At 69.9% G+C, this 25,984-nt stretch carries 24 protein-coding genes; 8 read left to right on the forward strand and 16 right to left on the reverse strand.

The window, feature by feature from the left end:
• Positions 1-47 precede the first annotated feature (47 nt).
• Positions 48-728, reverse strand: a complete 681-nt coding sequence (locus tag JS278_RS10340; protein ID WP_114045122.1) for a FadR/GntR family transcriptional regulator — start codon at positions 726-728, stop codon at positions 48-50.
• 133 nt (positions 729-861) lie between these two features.
• Here JS278_RS10340 and JS278_RS10345 point away from each other — a divergent pair, with 133 nt between their 5' ends.
• Genes JS278_RS10345 through gnd form a run of 3 tightly spaced genes read left to right on the forward strand, consistent with a single transcriptional unit; the run spans position 862 to position 3,738 of the window.
• Positions 862-1,395 carry a gluconokinase gene (locus JS278_RS10345; RefSeq protein WP_114045123.1) on the forward strand — a complete coding sequence of 178 codons (534 nt, stop codon included), beginning with the start codon at positions 862-864 and terminating at the stop codon, positions 1,393-1,395.
• Positions 1,396-1,425: 30 nt separating this feature from the next.
• Positions 1,426-2,805, forward strand: a complete 1,380-nt coding sequence (locus JS278_RS10350; RefSeq protein WP_114045124.1) for a GntT/GntP/DsdX family permease — start codon at positions 1,426-1,428, stop codon at positions 2,803-2,805.
• Between the two features lie 54 nt (positions 2,806-2,859).
• On the forward strand, positions 2,860-3,738 hold the full coding sequence (gnd, locus tag JS278_RS10355; RefSeq protein ID WP_114046262.1) for a phosphogluconate dehydrogenase (NAD(+)-dependent, decarboxylating): 879 nt from the start codon (positions 2,860-2,862) through the stop codon (positions 3,736-3,738).
• A 13-nt stretch (positions 3,739-3,751) separates the two neighbouring features.
• Here the strand turns inward: gnd and JS278_RS10360 are convergent, their stop codons facing one another.
• The 5 genes from JS278_RS10360 to JS278_RS10380 form a co-directional block, all read right to left on the reverse strand.
• A complete protein-coding gene (locus JS278_RS10360) occupies positions 3,752-4,177 on the reverse strand; it encodes an Hsp20/alpha crystallin family protein (RefSeq protein ID WP_114045125.1) in 426 nt (141 codons plus the stop codon).
• A gap of 131 nt (positions 4,178-4,308) precedes the next feature.
• Positions 4,309-4,992, reverse strand: a complete 684-nt coding sequence (locus JS278_RS10365; protein ID WP_114045126.1) for an alpha/beta fold hydrolase — start codon at positions 4,990-4,992, stop codon at positions 4,309-4,311.
• A gap of 35 nt (positions 4,993-5,027) precedes the next feature.
• On the reverse strand, positions 5,028-5,837 hold the full coding sequence (locus JS278_RS10370) for an ABC transporter ATP-binding protein (RefSeq protein WP_114045127.1): 810 nt from the start codon (positions 5,835-5,837) through the stop codon (positions 5,028-5,030).
• A complete protein-coding gene (locus JS278_RS10375) occupies positions 5,831-6,919 on the reverse strand; it encodes an ABC transporter permease (RefSeq protein WP_114045128.1) in 1,089 nt (362 codons plus the stop codon). The genes JS278_RS10370 and JS278_RS10375 overlap by 7 nt, the downstream gene beginning before the upstream one ends.
• Before the next feature lie 4 nt (positions 6,920-6,923).
• Entirely contained in the window at positions 6,924-8,072 is a 1,149-nt protein-coding gene (locus tag JS278_RS10380) for an ABC transporter substrate-binding protein (RefSeq protein ID WP_114045129.1), read from the reverse strand.
• 1,708 nt (positions 8,073-9,780) lie between these two features.
• On the opposite strand from JS278_RS10380, the gene JS278_RS10385 reads away from it, so the two are divergent.
• Entirely contained in the window at positions 9,781-12,000 is a 2,220-nt protein-coding gene (locus JS278_RS10385; protein ID WP_181833902.1) for a HelD family protein, read from the forward strand.
• Here JS278_RS10385 and JS278_RS10390 read toward each other — a convergent pair.
• Positions 11,927-12,844: a methylenetetrahydrofolate reductase gene (locus JS278_RS10390; protein ID WP_181833701.1), complete on the reverse strand. Its 918-nt coding sequence runs from the start codon at positions 12,842-12,844 to the stop codon at positions 11,927-11,929. The two genes, JS278_RS10385 and JS278_RS10390, sit on opposite strands and share 74 nt — an antisense overlap.
• Positions 12,845-12,905: 61 nt before the next feature.
• Here JS278_RS10390 and JS278_RS10395 point away from each other — a divergent pair, with 61 nt between their 5' ends.
• Positions 12,906-14,006: a polyprenyl synthetase family protein gene (locus tag JS278_RS10395; RefSeq protein WP_114045130.1), complete on the forward strand. Its 1,101-nt coding sequence runs from the start codon at positions 12,906-12,908 to the stop codon at positions 14,004-14,006.
• A 9-nt stretch (positions 14,007-14,015) separates the two neighbouring features.
• Here JS278_RS10395 and JS278_RS10400 read toward each other — a convergent pair whose 3' ends face one another.
• A complete protein-coding gene (locus JS278_RS10400) occupies positions 14,016-14,708 on the reverse strand; it encodes a thiamine phosphate synthase (protein ID WP_114045131.1) in 693 nt (230 codons plus the stop codon).
• Between the two features lie 118 nt (positions 14,709-14,826).
• Between JS278_RS10400 and JS278_RS10405 the strand changes: the two genes are divergently transcribed.
• The 3 genes from JS278_RS10405 to JS278_RS10415 all read left to right on the forward strand — a co-directional run bounded on the left by JS278_RS10405 (position 14,827) and on the right by JS278_RS10415 (position 17,856).
• Positions 14,827-15,237, forward strand: coding sequence for a hypothetical protein (locus tag JS278_RS10405; protein ID WP_114045132.1), 411 nt, complete (start codon positions 14,827-14,829; stop codon positions 15,235-15,237).
• A gap of 153 nt (positions 15,238-15,390) precedes the next feature.
• Positions 15,391-16,797 carry a protein kinase domain-containing protein gene (locus JS278_RS10410; RefSeq protein WP_425451435.1) on the forward strand — a complete coding sequence of 469 codons (1,407 nt, stop codon included), beginning with the start codon at positions 15,391-15,393 and terminating at the stop codon, positions 16,795-16,797.
• Positions 16,798-16,941: 144 nt separating this feature from the next.
• The gene (locus JS278_RS10415) at positions 16,942-17,856 is read left to right on the forward strand and encodes a DMT family transporter (protein ID WP_114046265.1); all 915 of its coding nucleotides are present in this window, start codon (positions 16,942-16,944) and stop codon (positions 17,854-17,856) included.
• A gap of 12 nt (positions 17,857-17,868) precedes the next feature.
• Here the strand turns inward: JS278_RS10415 and JS278_RS10420 are convergent, their stop codons facing one another.
• The 8 genes from JS278_RS10420 to JS278_RS10455 all read right to left on the reverse strand — a co-directional run bounded on the left by JS278_RS10420 (position 17,869) and on the right by JS278_RS10455 (position 25,967).
• Entirely contained in the window at positions 17,869-18,516 is a 648-nt protein-coding gene (locus JS278_RS10420; protein ID WP_114045134.1) for an MBL fold metallo-hydrolase, read from the reverse strand.
• Positions 18,517-18,589: 73 nt separating this feature from the next.
• Entirely contained in the window at positions 18,590-19,984 is a 1,395-nt protein-coding gene (locus JS278_RS10425; RefSeq protein WP_114045135.1) for a class II 3-deoxy-7-phosphoheptulonate synthase, read from the reverse strand.
• 67 nt (positions 19,985-20,051) lie between these two features.
• Positions 20,052-20,726 carry a response regulator gene (locus tag JS278_RS10430; protein ID WP_114045136.1) on the reverse strand — a complete coding sequence of 225 codons (675 nt, stop codon included), beginning with the start codon at positions 20,724-20,726 and terminating at the stop codon, positions 20,052-20,054.
• A 74-nt stretch (positions 20,727-20,800) separates the two neighbouring features.
• Positions 20,801-22,039: a sensor histidine kinase gene (locus JS278_RS10435; RefSeq protein WP_114045137.1), complete on the reverse strand. Its 1,239-nt coding sequence runs from the start codon at positions 22,037-22,039 to the stop codon at positions 20,801-20,803.
• Positions 22,023-22,865 carry a lysophospholipid acyltransferase family protein gene (locus JS278_RS10440; RefSeq protein ID WP_114045138.1) on the reverse strand — a complete coding sequence of 281 codons (843 nt, stop codon included), beginning with the start codon at positions 22,863-22,865 and terminating at the stop codon, positions 22,023-22,025. Before JS278_RS10440 ends, JS278_RS10435 begins: the two co-directional genes overlap by 17 nt.
• The gene (locus tag JS278_RS10445) at positions 22,862-23,632 is read right to left on the reverse strand and encodes a lysophospholipid acyltransferase family protein (protein ID WP_114045139.1); all 771 of its coding nucleotides are present in this window, start codon (positions 23,630-23,632) and stop codon (positions 22,862-22,864) included. Before JS278_RS10445 ends, JS278_RS10440 begins: the two co-directional genes overlap by 4 nt.
• 105 nt (positions 23,633-23,737) lie before the next feature.
• A complete protein-coding gene (locus JS278_RS10450; protein ID WP_114045140.1) occupies positions 23,738-24,823 on the reverse strand; it encodes an ROK family glucokinase in 1,086 nt (361 codons plus the stop codon).
• Between the two features lie 4 nt (positions 24,824-24,827).
• Positions 24,828-25,967 carry a C40 family peptidase gene (locus JS278_RS10455; RefSeq protein WP_245935084.1) on the reverse strand — a complete coding sequence of 380 codons (1,140 nt, stop codon included), beginning with the start codon at positions 25,965-25,967 and terminating at the stop codon, positions 24,828-24,830.
• Positions 25,968-25,984 lie beyond the last annotated feature (17 nt).

Raw genomic sequence — 25,984 nt, forward strand, 5'->3', positions numbered from 1 at the left:
GCATGTGGCTGACGCCCACACGGCTGAGGGCCCTCTTCCTGCGCTGATCAGGCTCCCATGGCCTGCTGCGCCTCGGCCACGATGGCGCGCATGGCGGTCTCGGCGGCCTGCGGATCGTGGGAGACGACGGCGTCCACCACGTTGCGGTGCAGGGCGATGGCCTGCGGGTTGGGGACGAAGGGCAGCAGTCGGGTGCGACCGGTCAGGACCGCCTCCACCACCTGCTCGTGGGCCGCGATGAGCGGGTTGCCGGAGGCTGTCAGCAGGATTCGGTGGAAGTCGATGTCATGGGCCAGGTAGCGCTCCATGTCCAGATCCGCGGCCGCCGACGTCATGCCCACCACCGCCGCCGTGAGGTCGCCGCAGTCCCGGCCACGGGCCCGGGCCGAGGCGAGCCGGGCCGCCACCGGCTCGACCCCCGAGCGGAGCTCGCTGATCCAGGTGAGCTGCCGGCTCCGGCCGGGCCCGGCCAGCCGCCATTCGATGACGCGGGGGGCCAGCACGTCCCAGTCGGTCTCGGCCAGTACCTCCACCCCGACCCGGCGGCGGGAGTGCACCAGGTGCAGCGACTCCAGGATCTTGACCGCCTCCCGGGCGACGCTGCGGGAGATCTCGAACTCGGCCTCGATCCCCTCCAGTGTCATTCCCCGGCCCGGGGGCAGTTCGCCGTCGACGATCCGTCGCCCGATCGTCTCGGACACGCTGGTGGCCAGGAACTGTCGTGTCATTCGACCATGCTATCGGAGCCCTTGAAGGCGCCCTCGGGCCATAACATACGACTATTCATGCTGGGCTCTTGCATAAGTAAGATGTTTGACGCTATGATTCTCGCGTCAATGGAGACGATCTCGCGGAGGAGACATGACAGCACTCACCATCCCACCGATCGCGGTGGTCATGGGCGTCGCAGGTTCCGGGAAGTCCGCGGTGGGAGGCAGACTCGCCGACCGCCTCGACGTCCCGTACATCGACGGGGACGACCTGCACCCCCAGGCGAATATCGACAAGATGTCGGCCGGTCACCCGCTCGATGACGAGGACCGCGAGCCCTGGCTCATCATCATCGGCAAGTGGCTGCACGACCACCGGGAGACCGGGGCCATCGCCACCTGCTCGGCACTCAAGCGCTCCTACCGCGACCTGCTGCGCGATGCCTGCCCCGGCGTCCCGTTCATCCATCTGGCGGGCTCGCCCGATCTCATCGTCGCGCGGGTCTCGGGACGCGAGGGCCACTTCATGCCCACCAGCCTCGTCGACTCCCAGTTCGACACCCTGGAGCCGCTCGGCCTGGACGAGCCCGGCATCACCCTGGACGTCACCGGGCCCGTCGACGGCCTGGCCGACCAGGCCGCCTCCTGGCTGGCCGGTCACAGGCCCACCACCACCCGCAACTGAATCGTTCATCCGGACTCGAGGAGGAGTCACATGTTCACCGCGCTCGAGGCGACCACCCCGACGGCCCCCGGCGGCCAGCTCATACTCGCAGCCGTCGTCGGCATCGCCGTCATCGTCCTGCTCATCACCAGGTTCAAGCTGCATCCCTTCCTGGCCCTGACCATCGGCTCCCTGCTGGTGGGCGCGATCGGGCGGATGGATCTGGCCGAGATGCTGGACAGCTACTCGTCGGGAGTCGGCGCCACCGTCGCCAGCGTCGGCGTCCTCATCGCCCTGGGCGCGATCATCGGAAAGCTTCTGGCCGACTCCGGAGGCGCCGACAGGATCGTCGACACCCTGGTCGGCAAGGCCTCACCGCGCGCACTGCCGTGGGCGATGGCGCTGGTGGGAGCGATCATCGGGCTGCCGATGTTCTTCGAGATCGGCCTGGTGCTGCTGGTCCCGGTGATCCTTCTGGTCAGCCGCCGCGCGAAGCTCCCCCTGATGCGGGTGGCCATCCCCGCCCTGGCGGGCCTGTCGACGATGCATGCGATGGTGCCTCCCCACCCCGGCCCGCTCGCCGCCATCGGCCTGCTCAAGGCCGACCTGGGCACCACCCTCGGGATCGGCATCCTCATCGCCGTCCCGACCGTCATCATCTCCGGGCCGCTGTTCGCCAAGCTGGCCGCACGCTGGGTACCGGTCGACGCCCCGGACCTGTTCATGGACACCGACGCGGAGGGACGATCCGGCATCGCCCCCCGCCGGCCGAGCTTCGCCATCACCCTGATCACCGTCCTGCTGCCCGTGGTGCTCATGATGGGCAAGGCGGTCGCCGACATCTTCACCGCCGAGGGAAGCACCGTCCGCGACATCCTCGACTTCATCGGCCAGCCCATGTTCGCCCTGCTCATCACCGCACTGCTGGCGATCTTCACCCTGGGACGGGCATCGGGACTGGACAAGGACGCCATCTCGGACTCGATCGGCAACGCCCTGCCTCCCATCGCCGGAATCCTGCTCATCGTCGCGGCGGGCGGAGGCTTCAAGCAGGTGCTCATCGACACCGGCATCGCCGACATGCTGGCCCGCGGCATCAACAGCTCCCACCTGTCCCCGCTGTTGATGGCCTGGCTCGTGGCGGTCGCGATCCGGCTGGCCACCGGATCGGCGACGGTCGCCACCGTCACGACGGCGGGCATCCTGGAACCCGTCGCGGCCAGCCTGCCGCCCGCCCAGGCGGCGCTCATGGTGCTGGCCGTCGGCTCCGGCTCCGTCTTCTTCTCCCACGTCAATGACGCCGGATTCTGGCTCATCAAGGAGTACTTCGGCGTCTCGGTCGGCCAGAACATCAAGACCTGGTCGGTCATGGAGTCGATCCTGTCAGTCACCGGGCTGGTTCTGGTGCTGCTCGTCTCCGTGGCCGTCTGAGTGCGCTCCGCACCATCTCACGCGTCGCACATCTCTCGAGGACAAGGAATGAAGATGAGAATCGCAATGGTGGGCCTGGGCAGGATGGGGGCCAATATGCGCACCCGGCTGAGGGCCCGGGAAATCGACGTCGTCGGTTACGACCGGGACCCGTCCGTCCGCGACGTCGACTCCCTGGAGTCGATGGTGGACCGGCTCGGGCCTGGCCCCAGGATCGTGTGGATCATGCTGCCGGCGGGGGTGGTCGATGACACCCTGGCGCGGCTCAGCCCACTGCTGCGCGGCGGCGACGTCGTCGTGGACGGCGGGAACTCGCGGTGGACCGACGACGCCCCGCGCGCCGGCCGGCTGGCCGCCCGCGATATCGGCTACGCCGACTGCGGCGTCTCCGGCGGCGTCTGGGGGGCCGAGGGCGGTTACGGCCTGATGGTCGGCGGGGCGCAGGCCGATGTCTCGGCCATCTGGCCGGTTCTGGAGGCCCTGGTCCCCGAGGACGGCTCAGGCCTGGTGCATGCCGGAGACGTCGGCGCCGGTCACTACGCGAAGATGGTGCACAACGGCATCGAGTACGCGCTGATGGAGGCCTATGCGGAGGGCTATGAGCTGCTCGCCGCGGGCTCCCCGGTGAACAACATCACCGAGGTCTTCGACGCCTGGCGCTCCGGCACCGTGATCCGCTCCTGGCTGCTCGACCTGTGCACCGAGGCGCTGCGGGCCGATCCGGGGTTGGCGCGGATCACCGGCTGGGTGGACGATTCCGGCGAGGGGCGCTGGACGGTCGAGGCCGCTCTGGACGCCGCCGTCCCGGTCCCGGCCATCTCGGCGTCCCTGTTCGCCCGGTACGCCTCGCGCCAGGAGGACTCCCCGGCGATGAAGCTGGTGGCGGCGATGCGCCACGAGTTCGGCGGCCATCCCGTCCACGACGCCGGCTGATCGGTCGGTCGGATCAGCCCTCGACGCTGCCGTGGACCGCGGTGTCGGAGTGACGCACCTCGATCTTGCGCGGCCTGGCGGTCTCGGCGACCGGGATGGTGAGCCGCAGCACGCCGTCGGAGTAGTCGGCGCTGATCCGGTCGGCGGCCAGGCCGTTGCCCAGGGTGAGCTGGCGGGCGAAGGTGCCCTCGGCGCGCTCACGGGTCAGCCACTGGGTGCTCTCACCGGCGTGGGAGTTCCGCTCGGCGCGCACCGTGAGGGTCTGGCCGTCGATATCGATGTCGATGCTGGCCGGGTCCACACCGGGCAGGTCGATCTCGGCGACGTAGGAGTCGCCGTCGCGGTACAGGTCCATCGGCATCGCGACGGAGGCCGGGGTGCGGGAGACGCCGGAGAAGAGTCGGTCCATCTCGTTGAAGGGGTCGAAAGTGCGTGCCATCGGTCAGTCCTCTGTGCTCGTGATCTGTGTCTGTGACGGGGTGATCACTCACCCCGTGGCTACTTGAGCCTTATGCACTCAATTTTAGACACGTCAGCCGGAAACCCCAAACAGGGTTGAGTCGACCACGCTCATGGCTGATCCGGTTCGAGGAGGAAGGGCACCACCTGGGCCAGGAACTCCGCCTCCCGGGTGATGTGAACCCGATGTCCGCCGTCGATCCCGACCAGGCGGACGTCGGGCAGTTCGGCGGCGACCAGCGGCAACCGCTCCTGATCCAGGTAGGAGCTCGTCCCGCCGCCGATCATGAGGACCGGCATGGTGATCCGGGCCAGGCCCTGCCACCATCCCGGTCTGGGTGCGTCGAGCTGGTCGAGCACGCGCGAGACCATCACCGGATCGAAGTGCCGGTATCCCGACAACGCGCCGATCTTGACCGCCAGGCCCGACCAGCGGTGACGTACCGGTCCGGAGTCCGTCCGGGAGCGCGCGGGCACCGGAAGCTCCTCCAGCACCAGACGGCTGATGCGGCGCGGAAAGCTGGAGGCGATGATGCTGGCCAGGTGGGCGCCCAGCGAGTGCCCGATCAGTTGGAACCGCTCCAGACCGAGCCGGTTGATCTGGGCCATCGCGTCGCCGACGAAGGCCTCCAGGCTGTAGCCGTCGACCCGTCGCCTGGCGCCGACCGGCCCGTGGCCGAGCAGGGTGAGGCAGTGCGGGTCGATGCCGTGCGGCTTGGTGGCCAGCACCAGTCCGCCCCACGTGGTGCGGGAACTCGTGATGCCGTGCAGGCAGACGATCGGGTCGGCAGTCATGACAGACAGATACCACGACCTGCGTCCAGTGCCAGTCAGCTCAGCAGGTCCAGGATGTGGCGGCGAAGCTCGCGGAACCGGGGGTCGTCCTGGGCCCGGGGCCGAGGCAGGTCGACGGCCACCTCCTCGAGTACCCGGGCGGGCCGGGACGAGAAGACGACGACCCGGTCGGAGAGCATCAGGGCCTCCTCGACGTCGTGGGTCACCATGAGGGCGGTGAATCCCTGGTGCTCCCACAGCCGGGCCATCTCGGTCTGGAGCGAGGAGCGGGTGAGGGCGTCGAGTTTTCCGAGGGGTTCGTCGAGGAGCAGGATCTCGGGCCGGGTGACCAGCGCCCTGGCCAGGGAGGCGCGCTGGGCCATCCCTCCGGACAGTTCCGAGGGCAGGGCGTCGCGGAACTCCTGGAGACCCACCAGGTCGATCATCTCGTCGACGCGGCGCCGCTGCTCCGGGTCATCGGCGCGGCCCTGGAGCTGGGGCCCCAGGCCGATGTTCTGGGCGACCGTGAGCCACGGCAGCAGGGTCGGGTCCTGGAAGACCAGACCGCGGGAGGGGTCCGGGCGCCGCACCCGTCGCCCGTCGACGTAGACCCGGCCGGTGAGCGGCCTGTCCAGGCCGGCGGCCAGCCGCAGCAGGGTCGACTTGCCCGAGCCCGAGGGCCCGACGAGGCTGACGAAGCTGCCGGGAGAGGCCGAGAGGTTGACGTGGTCGAGGACCGGCAGCGGCTCACCGTGGTTGAGGAAGCCCTGGCAGATGTCCAGCATGTCGATGGCTCCCCCGGCCTGCCTGCCGGAGTGGTCGGGCACCGTGTCGTCAGGACGTGCGGAGTGGGGTTCGGTCACCATCGTGTGAGGTCCTTCTGCCATGCCAGGACGCGGTTCCGGATGGCCAGTTCGAGTGTGAGCAGGGTGCCACAGAGGATCACCATGACCGCGATCGCCGCATACATCGCGGGATAGGCGCTCCAGCCCTTCTTCCAGTTGATGTACCAGCCCAGACCGGAGTTGACGCCGAGCGTCTCGGCGATGGTCAGCGTGACGAAGGCGGTGGGCAGGGCCATGAAGATGCCGGTGAAGATGTTGGGCAGGGCCGCCGGCAGCGACACCTTGAAGATGAGGAAGCGGTTGGAGGCTCCGAGGGTCTGGCAGACGTCGAAGTACTCCTTGGGCACCGACCGGATGCCGGCGTTGGTCAGCACCGTCATCGGGAACCAGACGGTCAACGAGACCAGGAAGACGGCCGCCCAGAAGGTGTTGGGGAAGGCGATGAAGACGATCGGGATCCAGGCCAGGGTGGGCACCGGACCGATGTACTTGACGATCGGACTGAACCAGTAGCCGGCCTGTTTCGACCACCCCATCCACAGACCCGTCGCCAGTCCCGCCGCCCCGCCGATGAGCAGCCCCAGGCCCAGCAGTCCGGCGGAGTGGCCGATCGATGATCCCAGCAGCGTCCTGTCGGCCCAGGCCTCGGTGAACAGTTGGCCCGGCGGGGGCACGTAGGGCGGCCTTGCCCATCCGGTCTTGGCGGTGGCGACATCCCAGCCGGCGATCACCACCGCGCCGGCGATCCACCAGCTGGACCAGTGGCCGAGCCATCGGGAGACCGCCAACCGGCGGGGACCGACGGGTCGCAGGACGAACAGCCAGGCGACGGCCAGACCGGCGGTGATCACCGCGGAGATCACCGCCAGGGGGATCTGCCCGTGGACGATGAAGGAGTCGGTGTCGGGCGTCAGGGCGATCACGAGGGTCCCGACCAGCCAGACGGCCACCACCACGGCCACTCGCGCGGGTCTGGCGGTGCGTTCTCGATGACGCCGGGTGAGGCCGGCCCGGATGACGGGATCGCTGGTGAGCTCCTCGTCGCGCTCGCGGGTGAGACGGGAGCGCGAGAGGTGCTCGGGAGAGGAGATGGTGGCGGTCATCGGATCACCACCCGATCCCCAGCGTCGTGAAGGCCTTGTCGGCGAGCTTCTGCGGGTCGGCGGAGGCCTCCAGGTAGCCGGTGCTCTGGAACTTGCGGATCCCGGGGAGCAGGGAGGCCTTGAGCTTGGCGACCGACGGCTTCCACCCGTAGCCCTTGAGGAGCTTCTCGATGGTGGCGACATCTCCGGCGATGTACTTCTTGTCGACCTCGATACGGGCCACCTCGGCCTCGTGCCTGGCGACATACCGTGAACCGCGGCACCAGGCCTCGATGAGCTTGCGGGCCAGCGGGGCCTCGTTCGCGACGAGGTCTCCGTTGAGGGCTGTGCAGCAGCAGTAGGCCTGCGCATTCATCCCGCTCATATTGCTGGACAGCTCTACGCCGTAGTCGTCAAGGATCGGGCGGTAGGCGATCGGGTCGGAGGTGGCGATGGCGTCCACCTGGCCGCGCCTCAGGGCGTCGGCGAGAGTGGACGGGTCGAGCACTTTCCAGCTGACCTGCTTGGCCTCGGGCAGCGGGTTGATGCCGGCGTCCAGCAGATCCATCGAGAAGAACATGGTGGCGCTCGACGAGAGGCTGGGGATGCCGATGGTGGCTCCCTTGAGATCGGCCACCCTCCCCTTGAAGTCCTTGGGGACCACCAGGCGCAGGCAACCGGCGTGCAGGCCGGCGACGAATTTGACGTTCTGGCCCTCTGAGACCGGCTTGAGCCAGGAGTAGAAGATGCCCGACGAGGCATCGAACTGGCCGGATCCGACCGCGGCCTTGATGTCCTCGTCGCCGACGGTGCGGTGGAGGGCGACATCCAGGCCGGCCTCGGCGAAGAATCCCTTCTCCTTGGCGACGATCGCGGGGGCGTCGCAGACGTCGCCCCCGTAGATCACCGACAGGGGCCGGTTCGCCACCTTCGCCCCAGCCTTCGGGCCGCCGGTGGCACGGCCGATGAGGCTGCCGACACCACCGCCCACCAGCAGCCCGCCGACGGCGGCGGCCGTCACACCCCCGATAAACCTGCGCCGCGACACGCCGCCAGGTCGTTCCACGGCGTCGTCATCGACCAGAACGGCTCCCGACGGCAGCACGATCGGGTCGGTTCTCGGATCGGCGGCGTCCGGGCGCGGGCCGGTACCGGTGTTCTCGTCATCTGACATGAATGGTCTCCAGAAAATGGGCGCTGTGCGCCAAGGGATGCGCGCCGGGTTCACACGGCGCGGGAGTGCTGCGGGGGGATGGGATTCAGCGAGGACAGGAGCACATGCACATCACGCGAGCCCGGTCGGGGCGACGTGCGGCAACGATGCGCTCAACCATGTCCTGGGATTCCTCTCGACCCGAAGGTCTCCGGCCTGCGTCGGAGCCGGAGATCACGGTAGGCCGATGGCCGAAGAAGGCAAAAGCCATCTTAGTTGTCAAGACTGAATATCATATGGCGAACATTTGAGCACTGAGCTGAGAGGTTCCCCACATCCTGCGGCCGGCCTCGGCAGCACGGTCGGGAGTGAGTCCTCGGGATTCCGGGGCGAGAATGTCCAGGTGACATCCGACTTCTCCATCGAGGTGCGCGGCGAGGGCCTCATCGCCCTGGCCGCGAGCCTGCGGCTGGCACGCCTCGGTCACCGGGTGAGACTGGTCGCCGCCGAACCCCGCTGGCGCGCATCGACGGGGCCTTCTCCGGTCGTCGTCCTGCCACCGGTCCTGGAGGTGCCGGCCGCATGGCGAGACCTCTTCGGCAAGTCGGGGCGCAATATGGACGCCGAACTCGCCCGTGCCGGGTTCGCGCTGACCGATGCGCCGCCGGCCCGCCATCGCCTCGGCGGCGAGACCCTCACGCTGCCGACCGAGCGCGCCGGCCAGCTCGCCGCGGTCCGCAACCACTGGTCGCCCGCCCTCGCCCGGCGCTGGTCGCAGGTCCTGGACCGCGCCGACGAGATCTGGCAGGCGAGGCGCGCCCTGGGGCTGGAGTACCCGGTCACCGGGCCACTGCGCAGCGGCGACCTCCCCGAGGCGCTGGCCGGACGCCACCTCGTTGAGGCCTGTGACGGCCTGCCAGCGCTGCTGCGGGCGATCGTCAGAGGTCTCGGGCCCGTCCACGGCGGCACCCGCACCGGCCGCGGCGGCCTACCGCTGCTCGCCGATCTGGCGGTCCCCCGCGTCTTCGGCCGCTGGCAGCTGACGCGGCTCGACGACGGCCGACCGACCACCCTCCAGCCCCTGCTCGACGCGCTGGACAGACGACTTGTGGTCCGGGGCGTCGACGTCACCGCCCAGCCCCTGGGACACCCCGACATCGTCATCGACACCGGCCCTCGACCCCGCCGTGGGCCCGGCCGCACCAGACCCTTTCTGGCCCCGACCGTCTCGCTCACCCGCTCACCGTCCTCAGGCGTCGACGCGGCGGTCGATCACGCCATCGATCACACCTCGGCCGGCCCTGTGCTGCGCTGGTCGTGGTCCGAGAAGGGCGAGCGACTCACCCTCACCCACGACCACACCCGCCCGGTCCCTCGCCCGGATCTGGGCACCGCCATCGACAGCACCGCGGCCTGGAGACGTCGCCGTCCCCTGCGGTGGATCCTGGACGACGGCGTCCCTGTGCTGCTGGCGGAATCGGGAGCCCACGGCGGCCCGGAGCCCTGGGCACAACTGATGACCGGCGCACAGGCCGCCTACCTGGCCCACACGAGGCTCACCGGCGAGGACGTCTCCCCCCACAACCGCGAGATCGGGGCCGATGGGCGCCCGCGACCGCGTAAGCTTGCTCCTCGGCCCTCGCCAGTCGAGGGCCGAACCGAGTTTCCCGAAGTGAGGACGATTTCGTTGACCTCTGGTTCTTCCTCCAGTGTTCCCGCTGAGACCACGATCGCCCACGAGATGGCCGCCGAGCAGGCCCACGTGGACCGGGTGTACGACCAGTTGCGATCCGACACCGAGGCCGCCAAGAAGCTGGCCCGGGCCAGCCAGGAGATATACCACTCCGACCGGACGACCTGGGTGCGCGAGGAGGATCGCACCGCGATGTACGAGCGCGACGCCTTCGCCTTCAACGCGGCACGGCGTCTGGCGGCCCTGGACTCCGAGCACGAGGGCCTCGTGTTCGGGCGGATCGATCTGAGCGAGGACGCCGAGGTGCGCCACATCGGCCGGATCGGGGTCCGGGACTCCGAGTACGAGCCGCTGGTGATCGACTGGCGGGCGCCGGCCGCCGAACCCTTCTACCGGGCCACCTCCACCTCCCCCATGGGGGTGGTCCGCCGACGGGTGCTGCGCTGTCGCGACGACAGGGTGATCGGCATCGAGGACGACCTGCTGGACTCGACGAACAACCGGACAGATCTGCCGATCGTCGGCGAGGGCGCCCTGATGGCCGCCCTGTCCCGGGCCCGCGACACCCGGATGCACTCCATCGTCGCCACCATTCAGGCCGAGCAGGACGAAGCCATCCGCGCCCCCTACCAGGGGGTCACCACGATCTCCGGTGGGCCGGGGACCGGTAAGACGGTGGTGGCCCTGCACCGGGCCGCCTTCCTGCTCTACTCCCACCGCGCCCGCCTGGAGAACGGCGGGGTGCTCGTGGTGGGCCCCAGTTCGGTCTTCATGAACTACATCGAGAGGGTGCTGCCCAGTCTCGGCGAGGACTCCGTCACGTTGCGCGCGATGGGCGAGGTGGCCGCCGACGTCCTCGGGCTGGAGTCCGACCGGCTCGACGAGTCCGCCGCCGCCACCCTCAAGGGCAGCCTGCGGATGATCGACGTCGTCGCGGCGCTGGCCGCCCTGCCGCTGACCCCTGACCCCGAGGCCCTCAGTCTGCGGGTCACCATCAAGGGCGAGGTGCTCACCCTGGGCGCCAAGGCGCTGGCACGCACCCGTGCGCGAATCCTGAGGCGCTACCGGTACAACGCCTCCCGCCGGATCGTCGAGACCTCCCTGCTCGACCAGCTCTGGTCGAAAGTGCCGTCCGAGACCCTCGGCTCCTACGAACTCACCCGGGAGGACTTCGACGAGGCGATCACATCACAGGCCTCCTACCGGATGTTCATGAACGCCTGGTGGCCGCCGATGACCGCCGAGCGCGCCCTGGCCAGGCTGGCCGACCCGCGGGTCGTCTCCCAGGTCGCCTCCGGCCTGTCCGCCGAGGATCAGACCATCCTCGCCGACTCGATCCCCGCACCCGACACCCGTGGGCACCGGGCCTGGAGTATCGCCGATATCGCGCTGCTCGACGAGCTGATCGCGATCCTCGGGGCACCGCCCGTCGACCCGACCGCCGAGCAGCCGGTCTTCATCGAGGGGGGCGACGTCAGTGAACTGGTGACGGTGGCCGACACCCTCACCGACTCCCGCACCGTCGATCCCGAGGACGACCCCCAGGACACCTTCGCCCACGTGCTCGTCGACGAGGCCCAGGACATCACGCCGATGCAGTGGCGGATGCTGCGCCGCCGCGGCCCGCAGGCCTCGTGGACCATCGTCGGGGATCCGGCCCAGTCGGCCTACCCCCTCCCCGAGGAGACCGCGGCCGCGGTGGCCGAGCTCACCGGGCACGCCCCCAGCAGGACCTTCCGGCTCTCGAAGAACTACCGCTCCCCCGCCGAGGTGTTCGACCTGGCCGCCGGGGTGATCACCACCGTCCATCCCGACGCCGATCTGCCCGAGGCGGTGCGCTCGACCGGCATCGACCCCCGCTTCGAGACGAGTTCCCGGGCGAGCCTGGGCGAGGATCTCGCTGCCACCGCGCGCACGCTGGCCGGCCAGGTCGAGGGCACCATCGGCATCATCTGCCCGCCGTCTCTGGCACAGCAGGCCCGCGACCTGGTGGCCGACGGAGCCGAGCTGGCGGACCTGGCGGGCCGCGTCATCCCGTTGACCGCGATGCAGGCCAAGGGCCTGGAGTACGACGCGGTCGTGGTGGTGGATCCCGATGACATCGTCGCCGAGGCACCGGGCGGCGTGCGGGTGCTCTACGTGGCGCTCACCCGGCCAACCCAGCGGCTGATGGTGCTGGGTCTCAGCGATCCCACATCCCCGGCCGGCGATCACGCACCATGGCGTGCAGCTCTGTGGTCGCACGGGACCGATTGAGGGTGTAGTAGTGCAGTCCCGGCGCCCCCTGGTCGAGGAGTCGGCAGCACAGCCGGGCCGCCGCCTCCAGGCCGATCGCCCGCACCGCGGCACGGTCCTCGGCGACCTCGGAGAGCCGGGCGACCAGGTCGGCGGGGACGTCGGTGCCCGACAGCTCGCCGAAGCGCCTGATCTGCCCGAATGAGGTGATCGGCATGATGCCGGGGATGATCGGGATGTCGCAGCCCAGCGCCCGGACGCGGGCCACCAGATCGGTGTAGTGCTCGGGGATGAAGAAGAGCTGGGTGATGGCGTAGGAGGCCCCGGCCTCCGCCTTGTCGGCGAGGATCCGGGCGTCCAGGTCGAGGTCTCCCGAGGCCGGATGGCAGTCCGGGAAGGCGCCCACCCCCACGCAGGCGTCCGGGTTGACCCGATGGACCAGACGGACCAGGTCGGTGGCGTTGGCCAGCCCGTCGGGCCGGGCGAGCCAGGGCTCCGTGGCTCCTCCCGGCATGTCTCCGCGGATCGCCAGGATGTGGTCGACCCCGGCGTCGTGGTAGTCGCGGACGGCCTGTTCCAGCTCGGCGACGCTCTGGGAGACGGCTGTGAGGTGGCCGACGGTCCGCAGCCCGCTGGCGACCATGTGCCGGGTGCAGCGCAGAGTGCGGTCGCGGCTGGACCCGTTGGCCCCGTAGGTCACCGAGATGAAGTCCGGGCTCAGCGGTACCAGGGCGTCGGTGGCACGCCACAGCCGGTACACGTCCTCCTCGCTGCGCGGCGGCATGAACTCGAAGGAGGTGAGGGGACGCTCGGCCCGCGTCAGCAGATCAGCAATGGTCTCGGCGGGACGGGTTGAGGACAGCATGGGCCCACAGTAGAGCAGCCGCCGGAGCCCGCCGCCGCGCCGATCTCATAGGGTGGGCCGTATGAGCGCCCCCTTCGACCCGGCCGATCCGGCCGGCGAACCCTTCCGCCAGGCCGTGCAGACCGCGATCACCGGTTTCCTCACCGACCAGCGGGCCGTGCTGGCCACCATCGGGGAGGAACTCGACCCGCTGCGGATCGCGGCCGGCGAGTACACCGGAGGCGGCAAGCGGCTGCGGCCGGCGTTCTGCTACTGGGGCCGGGTGGCGGCGTCCGGCCAGCCGGTGGACGCGGCACCTCTGATGCGCGCCGTCTCCTCGCTGGAGCTGCTCCACGTCTCGGCGCTGATGCACGACGACCTGATGGACCATTCGGACACCCGCAGGGGCCTGCCGTCGGCCCACCGGCGCTTCTCCGAGGCCCATCAGCATGCCGGTGGCGCCGGACCGGCGCAGGATTTCGGCTCCGACATGGCGATCCTGCTGGGAGACCTGCTGCTGGTGTGGAGCATGGAGATGTTCAGCGGCTCGGGGATCGAGCCGCTGCGGCTGGCCGCGGCCGGCCCGCTGCTGGAGGCGGTGCGCACCGAGGTGACCTGCGGACAGGTGCTGGACGTCACCGCCCAGGCCAGGATGACCGGTGGCGGCCGTGAGTCCGATCTGGACCTGGCCCATCGCGTGGTGGAGTTCAAGACCGCCCGGTACACCGTGGCCAGGCCGGCCCAGATCGGCGTCAGCCTGGCCGGAGGCACAGCCGGGCTGCAACAGGCGATGCTGGACTTCGGCTCGCCGCTGGGCCGGGCCTTCCAGTTCCGCGACGATCTGCTCGGAGTCTTCGGCGATGCCGGGATCACCGGAAAGCCCGCCGGCGACGACATCCGCGAGGGCAAGCGCACGATGCTCGTGGCCCACGCCATGTCGGCCTCCACCCCGGACGACGCGCGGACCCTCGATTCACTGCTGGGGCGCCCCGATCTCGATGACTCCGACATCGCCACCGCGCGCCGGATCATCGAGTCCAGCGGGGCCAGGGCCGGTGTCGAGGCCGACATCGAGAAGGGCTACCGGCAGGCCCTGGACGTCCTCGGCTCCGCCGAGATGACCCACGAGGGACGTATCGCGCTCACCGAGCTGGCCCGCCAGTGCGTGCAGCGATCCGCGTGATACCCGTGCTCAGCCGGGCTGGACGGGGCCCTTCAGCGGGTCGTCGAGCCATGCCCGGCCCACCGTCCGGGCGATCTGTCGCGACACCTCGCCGGGGTCGCTCGCAGCGGTGACGGCGCGTCCCACCGCGATCCTGCGGGCGCCGGCCTCGAGGACCTGACCCACATTGCGCGCCGTGATCCCCCCGGCGGCGAACCACGGGATCGGCCGGTCGTCGGCGTCGCGGCAGTCCACCGAGGCCCGGCGCACCATTTCCAGCCCGCCGCCTCGCCCGCGGACCGGCCCCGACCACACCGGCCCGATGAAGACGTAGTCGCAGTCCGAGGTGACCCGTGCCAGCTGCGCGGGATCGTGGGCCGAGCGTCCGAGCAGCCCGTGGGGGCCCAGGGCCGTGCGGGCCGGTCCGGCATATCCGTCGGCGCTCAGATGGAGGACGTCGGCCCGTGACCCCGACACGGTGCCGGCCTCTCCGTGGACGCCGAGGAGGGCCTGGCTGCCGGCCAGGGCGTCGGCGATCCCGGCAACCGCCTCGACCAGTGCCTCGTGACCGACGCCGGAATCGCGGATCTGGACCATGTCGACCCCGCCGGCGACCGCCGCGACCACCACGTCGAGGACGTCACCGGCCGCGGGATGCAGATCGGTGACCAGACAGAGGGTCGCCATCTGAAGTCGGGCGGTCAGCCCCAGCAGCGCAGTCATGGGTCCAGCCTAGAGAGCCCCGGGCACCGATGAGGCGAGCCTGTGGCCGCGTCCCTAGAATCGACCTCGGCCCATAAGGGCGAAGATCTATCGCGAACAGCGGAAAGGACAGCCCGAGATGTCCATCAGGCGACCGATCGTGGCCGTGACAGCAGCCGTCGCCGTGCTGACGGCCTGCTCAGGTCAGCAGCAGATCGCACCCTCGGTCCCCTCCCCCGGCGCCGACTCCCACCAGGTGATGACGGCCTACCTCAAGGCCGCCGTCGCACACGACTGCCAGGTGACCCGCCGACTCACCGCCGCGAGCACCTGGGCGTGGTGCGACACTCCCCGGATGACCGCCTACAAGGGCGTGGGCACGGTGGTGAGACTCAGCGCCGCCGATGCCGGGGTGGCTCTCGAGTGCTACCCGATGACCGTCACCACTGCCGGTGCGGGGCGCGGCATCGCCGAGGGCACCAGGCCCTGGACACTGTGCTTCCGCCACACGGATGCGGGCTATCGGCTGTACCAGCAGGGCATGCGCTGACCCTGAGGTTTCCCCGAAGGTTTCCTCGAACCGTACCGCGTCGGGGGGACTCGCCGCGTCCGGTGCCCGGGTCCGCCGCCTCCCAGCACCTAGACTCGCTGTGACAGGCGAGCACGGCCTGCGCCCTTCCCCCGATCGCGCTGTGAGGCACACGTGAGCATGACTGTGAGTACCGACCCCCTCGTGGGCCGCGTCCTCGGCGGTCGCTACGAGATCACCTCGCGCATCGCCCGGGGAGGCATGGCCACCGTCTACCGGGCGCAGGACGTCCACCTCCACCGGGGCGTGGCGGTGAAGGTGATGCACGAGGGGCTCTATGAGGACCCGGAGTTCGCCCGCCGATTCGATCTTGAGGCCAAGGCGGCGGCCCGTCTGGTCAATCCCCATGTCGTCAGCGTCTTCGACCAGGGGGTCGACGACCTTCGGCCCTACATCGTCATGGAGTACGTGCCGGGATGCACCCTGCGGCATGTGATCGTCCAGGATGCCCCGTTGACGCCCCGCCGGGCGCTCGCCCTGCTCGAGCCGGTGGTCTCGGCACTGGCGAGCGCCCATGACGACGGCGTGGTGCATCGCGACGTCAAGCCCGAGAATGTGCTCATCTCCGATCGGGGCCAGATCAAGGTCGCCGACTTCGGTCTGGCCCGTGCGGTGACCGCCCAGAGCGTCACGGCCACCGGGCTGCTGGTCGGCACCGTCTCCTATCTGCCGCCCGAGCTCGTGGTGAGCAATCGTGCCGATGAGCGTTCGGACGTGTACTCGACCGGGATCGTGCTCTTCGAGATGCTCACCGGACACAAACCGCACACCGGGGAGACTCCCATCCAGGTGGCCTGGGCCCACGTCCATGAGGACGTACCGGCCCCCTCGGCCTACCTCGCCGGGCTCGGGCGGAGGGGCCGCGAGCTGGCCGAGCACATCCCGGCGTATCTCGACGCCCTGGTACGCAGCTGCACGGCTCGCGAACCCGCCGACCGCCCGGTCGACGGCCGGGTGCTTCTCGGCCTCATCCGGTCGGCCCGGGTCTCCCTGGCCCAGGGACGCGCCGAGGACCCCGCCATCACCTCGCTGATGCACCGTGCCGGGAGCGCGCAGCCCGCCAGCCCGGTTCCCGTCCCTGGAGCGTCACCGGCCCACACCCGCACCCCGGTCTCCCCGATCGATCGTCCCGCTGTGTCCCGGGTCACCCCTGCGCGCCCCGGCGTCGCCATCCGGACCGACATCTCCCACCGGGCGGCCTCCCCCCAGACCCCCAGGGATACTCCCCGGCCCCGCAACCCCGGCGTCGCCCGGGCCCCTCACACGCGGCCGACCGGCCCGGGCCGGGTCACGAGGTCTGCCCCGCGGGGCCGACGCCCCGCCCCGTACCGCGGGCGGCGCAACCTCATCGCGATGCTGCTCATCACGGTGCTGGCGGTGGCTGTCGGGCTGACGGCATATCGCTTCGGCGTCTCCCTGCGAACCTCCTCAGGACCGGCGGCCGGGCAGGTCGACGTCATGCCCCCGGCCACGTCATCTGTCACCGTTCAACATCTGGAGGATTCACCGCATATCCGTTGATGAACGGTTGTTCATCTCGTCCATCATCGACTGCACACTGTTTTTCATCGCATCCTGGGTGAAACTGCGAAGATCTTCTCGTATAACATGGCCCCCATGGTGGGTTTTCGTTCGTCCCGGTTGGCGCCCCTGGCGCTCATGGTCATGGCTCTTCTGTGGGGTTCCACCCTTGTCGTCATGAAGAGCGCCTACGCCCATCTGTCTCCCACCGACCTGCTGGCGAACCGCTTCGTGGTCGGCGCCCTGGCCCTCGGTGTCCTGATGCCCCGGGCGTGGCGCGCGAACCCTCGCACGATCGCCCGGGGGCTGTCCCTGGGGATGCTCTTCGGAGCCGGGCAGGTGCTCCAGGCGCTGGGGCTCAGGTCCACGTCGGCGTCTGTCAACGGCTTCATCGGCGGCCTGTATGTGGTGGTGACGCCACTGCTGGGGGCGATGCTGTTCGGCAGGAGGGTGCCCCGCCAGATCTGGACGGCCGTGGCACTGGCGACCGTGGGGCTGGGATCCCTGGCCCTCAATCCGGCCGATCTGGGCGCCGGGATCGGCATCGGCGAGCTGCTGACCTTCGCTGCGTCGGTCTGCTTCGCCGGCCAGATCGTGGCCCTGGGACGCTTCGCCACGGCCAGCAATGTGGCCTCGCTGGCCCTCTACCAGACGATCGGGGCCGCCCTGGTGTGCATGGTCTGCGCGGCCCCCGGCGGTATCCGGATCGCCTCGTCGGGCCAGGAGTGGTTCGCGGTGATCTACCTGGGGGTGCTGTGCGGAGCCATGATCGCCTTCCTGCAGAGCTGGGCCCAGGCCCGCGTCGAGGCCACCCGCGCCTCGGTGATCATGTGTACCGAGCCCCTGTGGGGTGCGGCCTTCGCAATCTGGCTGGCGGGCGACCCGGTCACCTTGCAGGTCATCCTGGGAGGCGCGTCGATCCTCGCTGCGATGATCCTCGTGGTCCGCCCGCCCAGGCGCCGCCGCGGCACGGCGGCACTGCGCCCGGACCGGCCCGTCCGGTGCTCGCGCGGCGCGCATCCGGCGGGTGATCCCGCGCTGACCTCCGGCTCGGAATAGTCCGGCGGCGGATCAGCGCGCGGGGGCCTCCCACGGCGTCGCGTCGCGCAGATCGTGGAAGGTGGTCTCGGTCATCTCGTCATGCCGGTCGAAAGCGGTGCGCCAGCCCCTCTCGCTGAGCAGCCGGTCATGGATGAGGAAGCCGTCCCGGGCTCCCACCGCACGGGCGAAGTCGATCGTCTCCTTCATCGCGGCCCAGGGCCCGTAGGCCGGGCAGGCCAGCACATCGACCCCGTGGGGGGTCTCGTCGAGCTCGTCGCCGGGATGGAAGAGGATGGTGCCGAGCCCCTCACCGATGAGGTACCCGACGTTGCCGATCCGTGGGATGTCACGATGGATGACGGCGTGCTGGCCGCCGACCGCCTCGATCCTGGCTCCGCCGACCTCGATGACGTCGCCGGGCAGGATGGGATCGGCATCCAGCTGCGGCACCGCGGCCGCCGCCCCCTTCTCGGCCCGGCAGATCGCACCGGAGTTGGCGTTGACCAGTTCCTCGATGTGCTCGGGATCGACATGGTCGGGATGAGCGTGGGTGACCAGGATGGCGGTGAGATCGCTCAGGCCGTGCCAGTCGTCCGAGAAGTTGCCCGGATCGATGAGGATCCGGGCGTCGGCGGCCTCGACAAGTACGCAGGAGTGTCCGAGATGGGTGATCCTCATGCCCCCAGTCTGGCCGAACCCGCACGCGGCGACAACCGATTCGGGCCGATCCGACGCCGCCGGGCCCCCGGGTTCACAGGTCCATGCCGCGGAACGGCTCCAGGGGGCTGACGGTCTGGCGCTTGAGCCTGCCGTCGGAGAGTCGCTCGGCGATCATGAAGGCCAGTTCCAGAGACTGGTTGCGGTTCAGTCTCGGGTCGCATGCGGTCTCGTACCGGTTGGCGAGGTCGGTCTCGGCCAGGGCGTCGACCCCGCCCAGGCACTCCGTGACGTCGTCGCCGGTCAGTTCGATGTGTACGCCGCCGGGCCAGGTCCCCAGCTCCTCGTGGACGTCGAAGAAGGCGTTGACCTCGGCGCACACATCGACGAAGGACCGCGTCTTGAAGCCATTGGCGGATTCGAAGGTGTTGCCGTGCATCGGGTCGCAGCTCCACACCACCTTGCGGCCGGTCGATTCCACGGCGTCGATGATCGGGGGGAGCTTGGAGCGGACATCCCTGGCGCCCATCCGGGTGATGAAGGTGATCCGTCCGGGGATCCGGTCGGGGTCCAGAAGTTCAGCCGTGCGCACGGCGTCCTCACCGGTCGTGGAGGGGCCGAGCTTGATCCCGAGAGGGTTGCTGACATGGCGCAGGAAGGCCACGTGCGCCCCCTCGGCCTGCCTGGTCCGTTCCCCGATCCACAGCAGGTGGCCGGATGTGTCGTAGGGCAGCTGGGAGCGGGAGTCGATCCTCGTCATGGCGTGCTCGTAGTCCAGCAGCAGCGCCTCGTGACTCGCGAAGAAGTCCACCGTGCTCAGCTGCTCGTCATCGACCCCGCAGGCGATCATGAACGCCAGGGCGCTCTCGATCTCGTGAGCCAGGGCCTCGTACCGGGCTTCGACGTTGGAGTTGCGCACGAAATCGGCATTCCACGCATTGATGCCGCGCAGGTCCGCGAAACCACCCTTGACGAAGGCACGCACCAGGTTGAGCGTGGACGCGGAGCTGTTGTAGATCTGCAGGAGGCGCCCGGGGTCGTGGGTTCGCGACTCGGGCGTGAACTCGAAGCCGTTGACGGCGTCGCCGCGGTAGCTCGGAAGAGTGACGCCGCCGCGGGTCTCGGTGTCCTTGGAGCGGGGCTTCGCGTACTGGCCGGCGATCCGTCCCACCTTCACCACCGGGACCTGGGCGGCGTAGGTCATGACGACCGCCATGGACAGCAGCACCCGCAGCTTGCCCTTGATGTTGTCGGCATTGACCCCCGCGAAGGTCTCGGCGCAGTCGCCTCCCTGGAGCAGGAAGCCGCGACCGTCGGCCACTGCGGCGAGCTTGTCGCGCAGCCCGTCGCACTCCCCGGCGAAGACCAGTGGGGGCAGACCCCGCAACCGGGAGACGACATCGGCCACTGCGGCCGGGTCCGGATAGCTCGGCTGCTGCATCTGGGGCATTGCGTGCAGTTCAGCCAGACTCGGAACACCATTCAGCATGCGACGAAGTCTAGTGTGAGTTCATGGCAGGGCCGCATCCCGACCATCTGCCGTGAGACGAAGCGCTCTACTCCGGCCCCATGCCGTTCTCCAGAGCGTAGAGGGTGAGTTCGACCCGGTTGTGGAGCTGGAGCTTGCGCAGCACGTTCTGGACGTGGTTCTGCACGGTGCGGTGGGAGACCACCAGCTCCTCCGCGATTTCGCGGTAGGCCATGCCCTTGGCGACCCGGCGCAGCACCTCGACCTCGCGGTCGGTGAGACGGGGGCGGCTGTCCTTCTCGGCGCCGGGCTGGATGGCCATCCTGCGGAACTCGCCGAGCACCAGGCCGGCCAGCCCCGGGGTGAACACCGCGTCGCCCTGTGCGGTGCGCCGGACTCCGTCGAGCAGTTCCGCGCGAGTCGCGGACTTCACCATGTAGCCGCAGGCACCGGCCTTGGCGGCGCGCAGCACGTCCTCGCGCTCCCCGGAGGCCGAGATCACCAGGACGTGCATCCGTGGGAACTCGGTGGTGAGGAGTTGGGTGCAGGTGGCCCCGTCGGGCTCGGGGATCTTGAGATCGATGACGAGGACGTCGGGTCGCGCGGCCCTGGCACGACGCACGCACTCGGCCCCGCTGTGTGCGACCGCGACGATGTCGAAGCCGTCGGCCGTCAGATCCTGGCCGAGGGCGTCGATCCACATCGGGTGGTCGTCGACGAGCATCACCCGGGTTCCCGCCGTGCCCGATTCTGAGGTCATCATCGTCCCTCCTCCTCTCCCAGCCTCTCACCACGGTCTCTCCCGGGCCAAGCATCATCCCGGTCACCGCCCGGGGGTCAGCGAGCGCCTGCGCGAGCGAAGGGGGAGTCGTCGCCCCCCTCGGGATGAATGGGAATCCTGAATTCCCACTCGACGCCGTGGCCCGGAGCCGAGGTCATCTCGCTGGATCCGCCCAGATCGTGGATGCGGCCGATGATTGACCGGCTGATCCCCATCCTGCCCTCTTTCGAGAACCGGTCGGTCGCCTCGGGAGACATCCCGACGCCGTTGTCGCGCGCCGAGATGACGATCTGGTCGTCCTCCTGCTCGATGAGGATCCAGCAGTGCGCGCCGGACCCGGCGTGCTGGGTGACGTTCAGCAGCACCTGTTGCAGCGCGGCGTCGATCTCGTGGACCATCTCGGCGGCCAGCAGCAGCTCCCCCGCCATGGCCGAGACCGTCACTGAATCGCTCTCATGGGCCTCGACGGTGGCGACGAGGTCCGCGGCACCCGCATCGGAGCAGTCCTCCGGGACGGACTCGCCAGCCGAGGCCTGGAGCATCCTGCGCAGCTGGGCCCCCTGCTCGCGTGCCAGACCCGCCAGAACCACTCCCCGGGATCCCAGTTCGGGCCCCTCCCGTTCGACCATGGACAGCACCTGGAGCACGCCGTCGTGAACGATCCGGCCCAGTCTCTCGCGCTCGGCCATCCGAGCCGTGATCGCATGGTTGCGCTGGTTCTCGGCCAGCAGTTCGCGCATCTGACCCATGAGCCGGCCCGCGGACCAGCATGCGGCGAGCATCAGCAGGTCGGCGCTCCATGCCCACAGATGGCCGTGCCCCGCCTCGAACGCTCCCGACAGGATGACGAGCAGCGCTCCGAGGACGCCCACGATGCTTCCGTAGGCCAGGGACACTGCCAGGGGCGCGCAGGTCACCCAGTAGTAGCCCACCCCCTCGAATCCGGCCGTGGGAGCTCCCGGTCTCAGAACGGCCCGGCTCGCCAGGGTCACGACGACCGAGACGGCCACATCGACCACGGCCACGGCACGCCAGCGCCACCATCGCCAACGGGACTGGGCGGTGATCACCACCGTCCACGCCAGCATGAGTCCGAGCAGCACGAGCAGCAGCCCGCGCCGCGTGGTGGCATCCCATCGGGCCGCCGCCATCAGCACGGCATGAGCCAGGAAGACCCACCTGAGCACCACCACGACATGCTGCACTCTGGAGGTGCTCAACGACTTCGGACGGTGGCCGCGGGCCGGGCTGACGTGCCCCGCCGCAGGGTCGGCCGCCTCAGCCCCGATCCTCATCGGTGCCGTCCTCATCGGTGCGGTTCTCATCGGTGCCGTCCGCGCCGGCAGCACCGTCGGCGGAAGCTCCCCGGCCGGGTTCGCCGGGGCGGATGCCGGCGGCGCGCAGCCGATCGGAGAGGGCGGCCTCGCGTGCCTGGAGGCGGGCGGCCTCTCTCGCCGCGATGGCCGCCTCGGCCAGATCCGCGGCCTCCTCGGCGGCTTCGGCCTTGGCCTCCTGACGCTGAAGCGCCGCCTTCCGCCGGGCCGCCACGCGACCAGCCCGGGCGGCACGGGCCCGTTCCCGTCTCGATTCGGACTCCTCCTGCCTGGCGGCAGCGGCGGGCAGATCGTGATACGGCAGGCCGCAGAGCCGGCTGAGGGCCTCCATCACTTCATCGGTGACCGCTCTGAGGACGGCACGACTGTGCGGGGTCGTCGCGTGGCGACTGAAGTCGAGGGGGGCACCGAGCTCGAGGCGGGTGCGGTCGGCCGAGAGAACTGCGGGCACGACGGGAGCACCGGCCTCCAGAGCGAGATGGGCGACCTCGACGTCGCCCTTGTAGACCGCCTCCCCCGGTGCGGTGCCTCCTTCCGGGAAGACGACGACCAGACGACCGGCGCGCAGTGCCGCCAGGGCCCTGGATCTGGCCGAGGTGCCCCACGGGACGGCCCTGGTCGGGGTGACCAGTCCGAGCCACGGACTGCGGATCGGGTGCAGTGCGGCGCGAACGACCACGGCGTCATCGTGGCGGGTGTGATGGACGGCGACCACGACGGCGCCGTCCGGCGGCGGTGCTCCGGTGAGATCGACCCGGCCACCGGTCCATCGTGGCAGTCGGCTCATCGCGACTCACCGGTCCCGTCACCCTGGTGGGCTGCCGGGGCAACGGTGCCGCCGGGGCGCGGGAGTCGCCAGCGGGAGGTGTCCTTGCCCTTGAGGTTGCCGTACTTCACGCGGAATCCGTAGACATCGACGTACTCCTGGCCGCCCAGCTGCTGAATGGCGTCCATCACCTCGTTGGTGACCCATCTCAGGACCGCGACCTCGTCCTCGCGTCCGGCGAGTTCCGAGAAGTGCAGCGGCTCACCGATGATGACACCGGGACTGTTGACGGTCGGAATGCCGAACCTGCCCCTGACGGGCTCGGTGCCGACGAGTGCCACCGGGACGACGGGGACATCGGCGCGCAGCGCCAGTCGGGCCACCCCCGTCTTGCCCTTGTACAGCTCGCCGTCGGGAGAGCGGGTGCCCTCGGGAAAGATCCCGACCAGGCCGCCCTCGCCGAGACGGTTCAGGACCGGGCCCATGCCCTCGACACTGCGCTTCCCCCCGGAGCGGTCCAGCGGCACCTGGTCGACCGCCTTGAGGAACCAGGCGACGACCTTGGACCACAGCCCGTGATCACCCTGGAAGAGCTCCTTCTTCGCCGGGTAGGTCATCTGCCGGTCGAGCACCGCGGCGACGATGATGGGATCCAGTACCGAGATGTGGTTGCAGGCCACGACCGCGCCGCCCCCGCGAGGAAGATTCTCCTGACCGACCACCCATGGTTTCCACAGCGCCCGGACCCCGGGGCCGAACAGTGCGACCTTGAACACCTGGTACCACATGGGGCCCCCTTTCGGACCGCTGACATCCGCGCGGACCACTGTATCGGCCCTCAACGGCACTGTATCGGCCCTCAGCGGATCAGTGCCGTCGCACCAGACGGGTGCTCAGGCGCGTGGCTCGGCCCCGGGCACGACCGGGCCGCCGAATCCACCGGCAAGGGTCTGCAGAATGGGTCGGCGCCGGGCGCTCCGCCTCGGGTGGCGCCGACGCGGCCAGAATCCGCGCGCGGGCCCGGGCGGTTCGGTGATCGAGTGACGGGCCAGGTCGGCGGCGCCGATCAGCCCGGCGTCGGGACCGAAGCGGGCGTGCTCGATCTCGGCGAGCGGCCGGAAGCCACGGCCCGTGAGGTTCCTCGCGAAGGCCGACCGGGCGGGCCCCAGCAGAAGCTCACCGGCGGCGCTGACTCCGCCGCCGACGACGAAGAGATCGGGATCCAACGCCGCGCCGAGCCCGGCCATGCCCTTCCCGAGCCAGGTACCGACGTCTGCTATCAGTTCGATCGCAGTCGCGTCGCCCTCGACGGCGGCAGCGGTGACGTCGGGCCCGATGAGCTTGTCAGCATCGTGATCGGCGACGTGATCGAGCAGTCCCTGTGCGCGCGGCGATCCCTCGGCGAGGAGGGCCTTGGCGTCACGGACCAGGGAGTTTCCCGAGGCGTACTGCTCCCAGCAGCCGCGATTGCCGCAGGGGCACCAGTGCCCGTCGGGAACCACGGTCATATGACCGAACTCGCCGGCCATGCCGAAGCGGCCTCGGAACATCCGGCCGTTGATCACCAGGGCTCCGCCGATCCCGGTACCGAGAGTGAGGCACACCATGACTCGTGAGCCCTGGCCGGCTCCGAACCGGTACTCGGCCCAGGCCGCCGCATTCGCATCGTTGTCGACAAGCACGGGAACGGTGATGCGTGTGGCGAGCCGGTCGCGCAGGGGCTCGTTGCGCCAGGCCAGGTGCGGGGAGAAACGGACCAGAGCCTGTTCGGTGTCGACCCACCCGGCAGCGCCGATCCCCACTGCTCCGACCGGCAGACCGGCGGACAGTTCGCGGACCGACTCGACGATGGCGTTCTCCACCGCCTCGGGGCTGTGCGAGGGGGTGGGGCGCTTCAGACTGCGGAGGATCGCCCCCTGCTCGTCGACGATGCCGGCGGCGACCTTCGTGCCGCCGATGTCGACGCCGACACTGAGCACAGGGTCAGCCGACGCGACGCGCGCCGCTGATCGGCATCTCGCCGATCGGAGAGATCTTGATGCCCGAGGTCGGGTTGGAGGCGTGGACGATCTGGCCGCCGCCGATGTACATGCCCACGTGGCTTGGCGGATTGCCGTAGTAGAAGACCAGGTCGCCGGGCTGGAGGTCGCTCTGCGAGACCGAGGTCCCGGCGCTGAACTGCTCCCCGGAGGTCCGCGGCAGGCTCACCCCGGCAGCCGCCCAGGCGGCCTGCATGAGGCCGGAGCAGTCGTAACCGGTGGGGCCGGTGCCGCCGTAGACGTAGGGGCCGCCGATCTTGGACTTGGCGAAGGCGATGGCGGTGGAGGCGCGTCCGGAGGCCGAGGTGCTGGTATTGCTGGTGCTGGTGCTGCTTGACGAGGAGCTCGGGGAGGACGCCGTGGCGTCGCTGCGCGCATCCGACCGCGACGTCTGGGAGGCCGCGGTGGTGCGGGCCTGTGCGGCGGCCGCCTGCTCTGCTGCCAGTTTCGCCTGCTGCTCGGCGGTGAGGGAGGCGAGCACCTTCTTGGCGTCGGCCTCCTTGGCCTTCGACTTCTTGAGCAGGACGGCCTGCGAGTCGCGGCTCGCCTTGATGGTGGTCCGGTCGCTGGCGGCCTGCTTCTCAAGGGTCTGAAGCCGGGCCTGCTCGGACTGGAAGGACTGGAACTTTCCCTTGGTCCGGTCGCTGACGTTCTGCATCGTGGCGAGCTGGGACAGGAACTGACCGGAGTTCCCGCTGCTCACCATCTGCGCGGTGAGGCTGATGTTGCCGCTCTGGTAGTCGTTGGCGGCCAGGGCGCTGAGAGTCTTGCGCATCGACGCAACCTTCGAGCGCTGGGTCACCAGATCCTTCTCGGCCGTCTTCAGACTCTTCTCGGCCTGGTCGAGATCGGCCTGCGCACCGGTGTACTTGGCATCCAGGGCATGGCTCTGCGCCTCGATGGCGGCCAGCTGACTCTTGGCCTCGGAGACGGTGTCCGGCTCGGCGGCGGCCTTCGGCTGGCCTGCGACGAGCCCGGAGACGACGATCACACTGCTGAGCGCGGTCGCTGCCAGTCCTCGTCCGAGTCGGCGGCCCCTCCCGGCGCCGCGAGCGTTCGAGCTGATCAGTCGATCCTGTGCCACGTTGTGTCCTTCGCGTC

The organism is Acidipropionibacterium virtanenii (assembly GCF_003325455.1).
GTDB lineage: Bacteria > Actinomycetota > Actinomycetes > Propionibacteriales > Propionibacteriaceae > Acidipropionibacterium > Acidipropionibacterium virtanenii.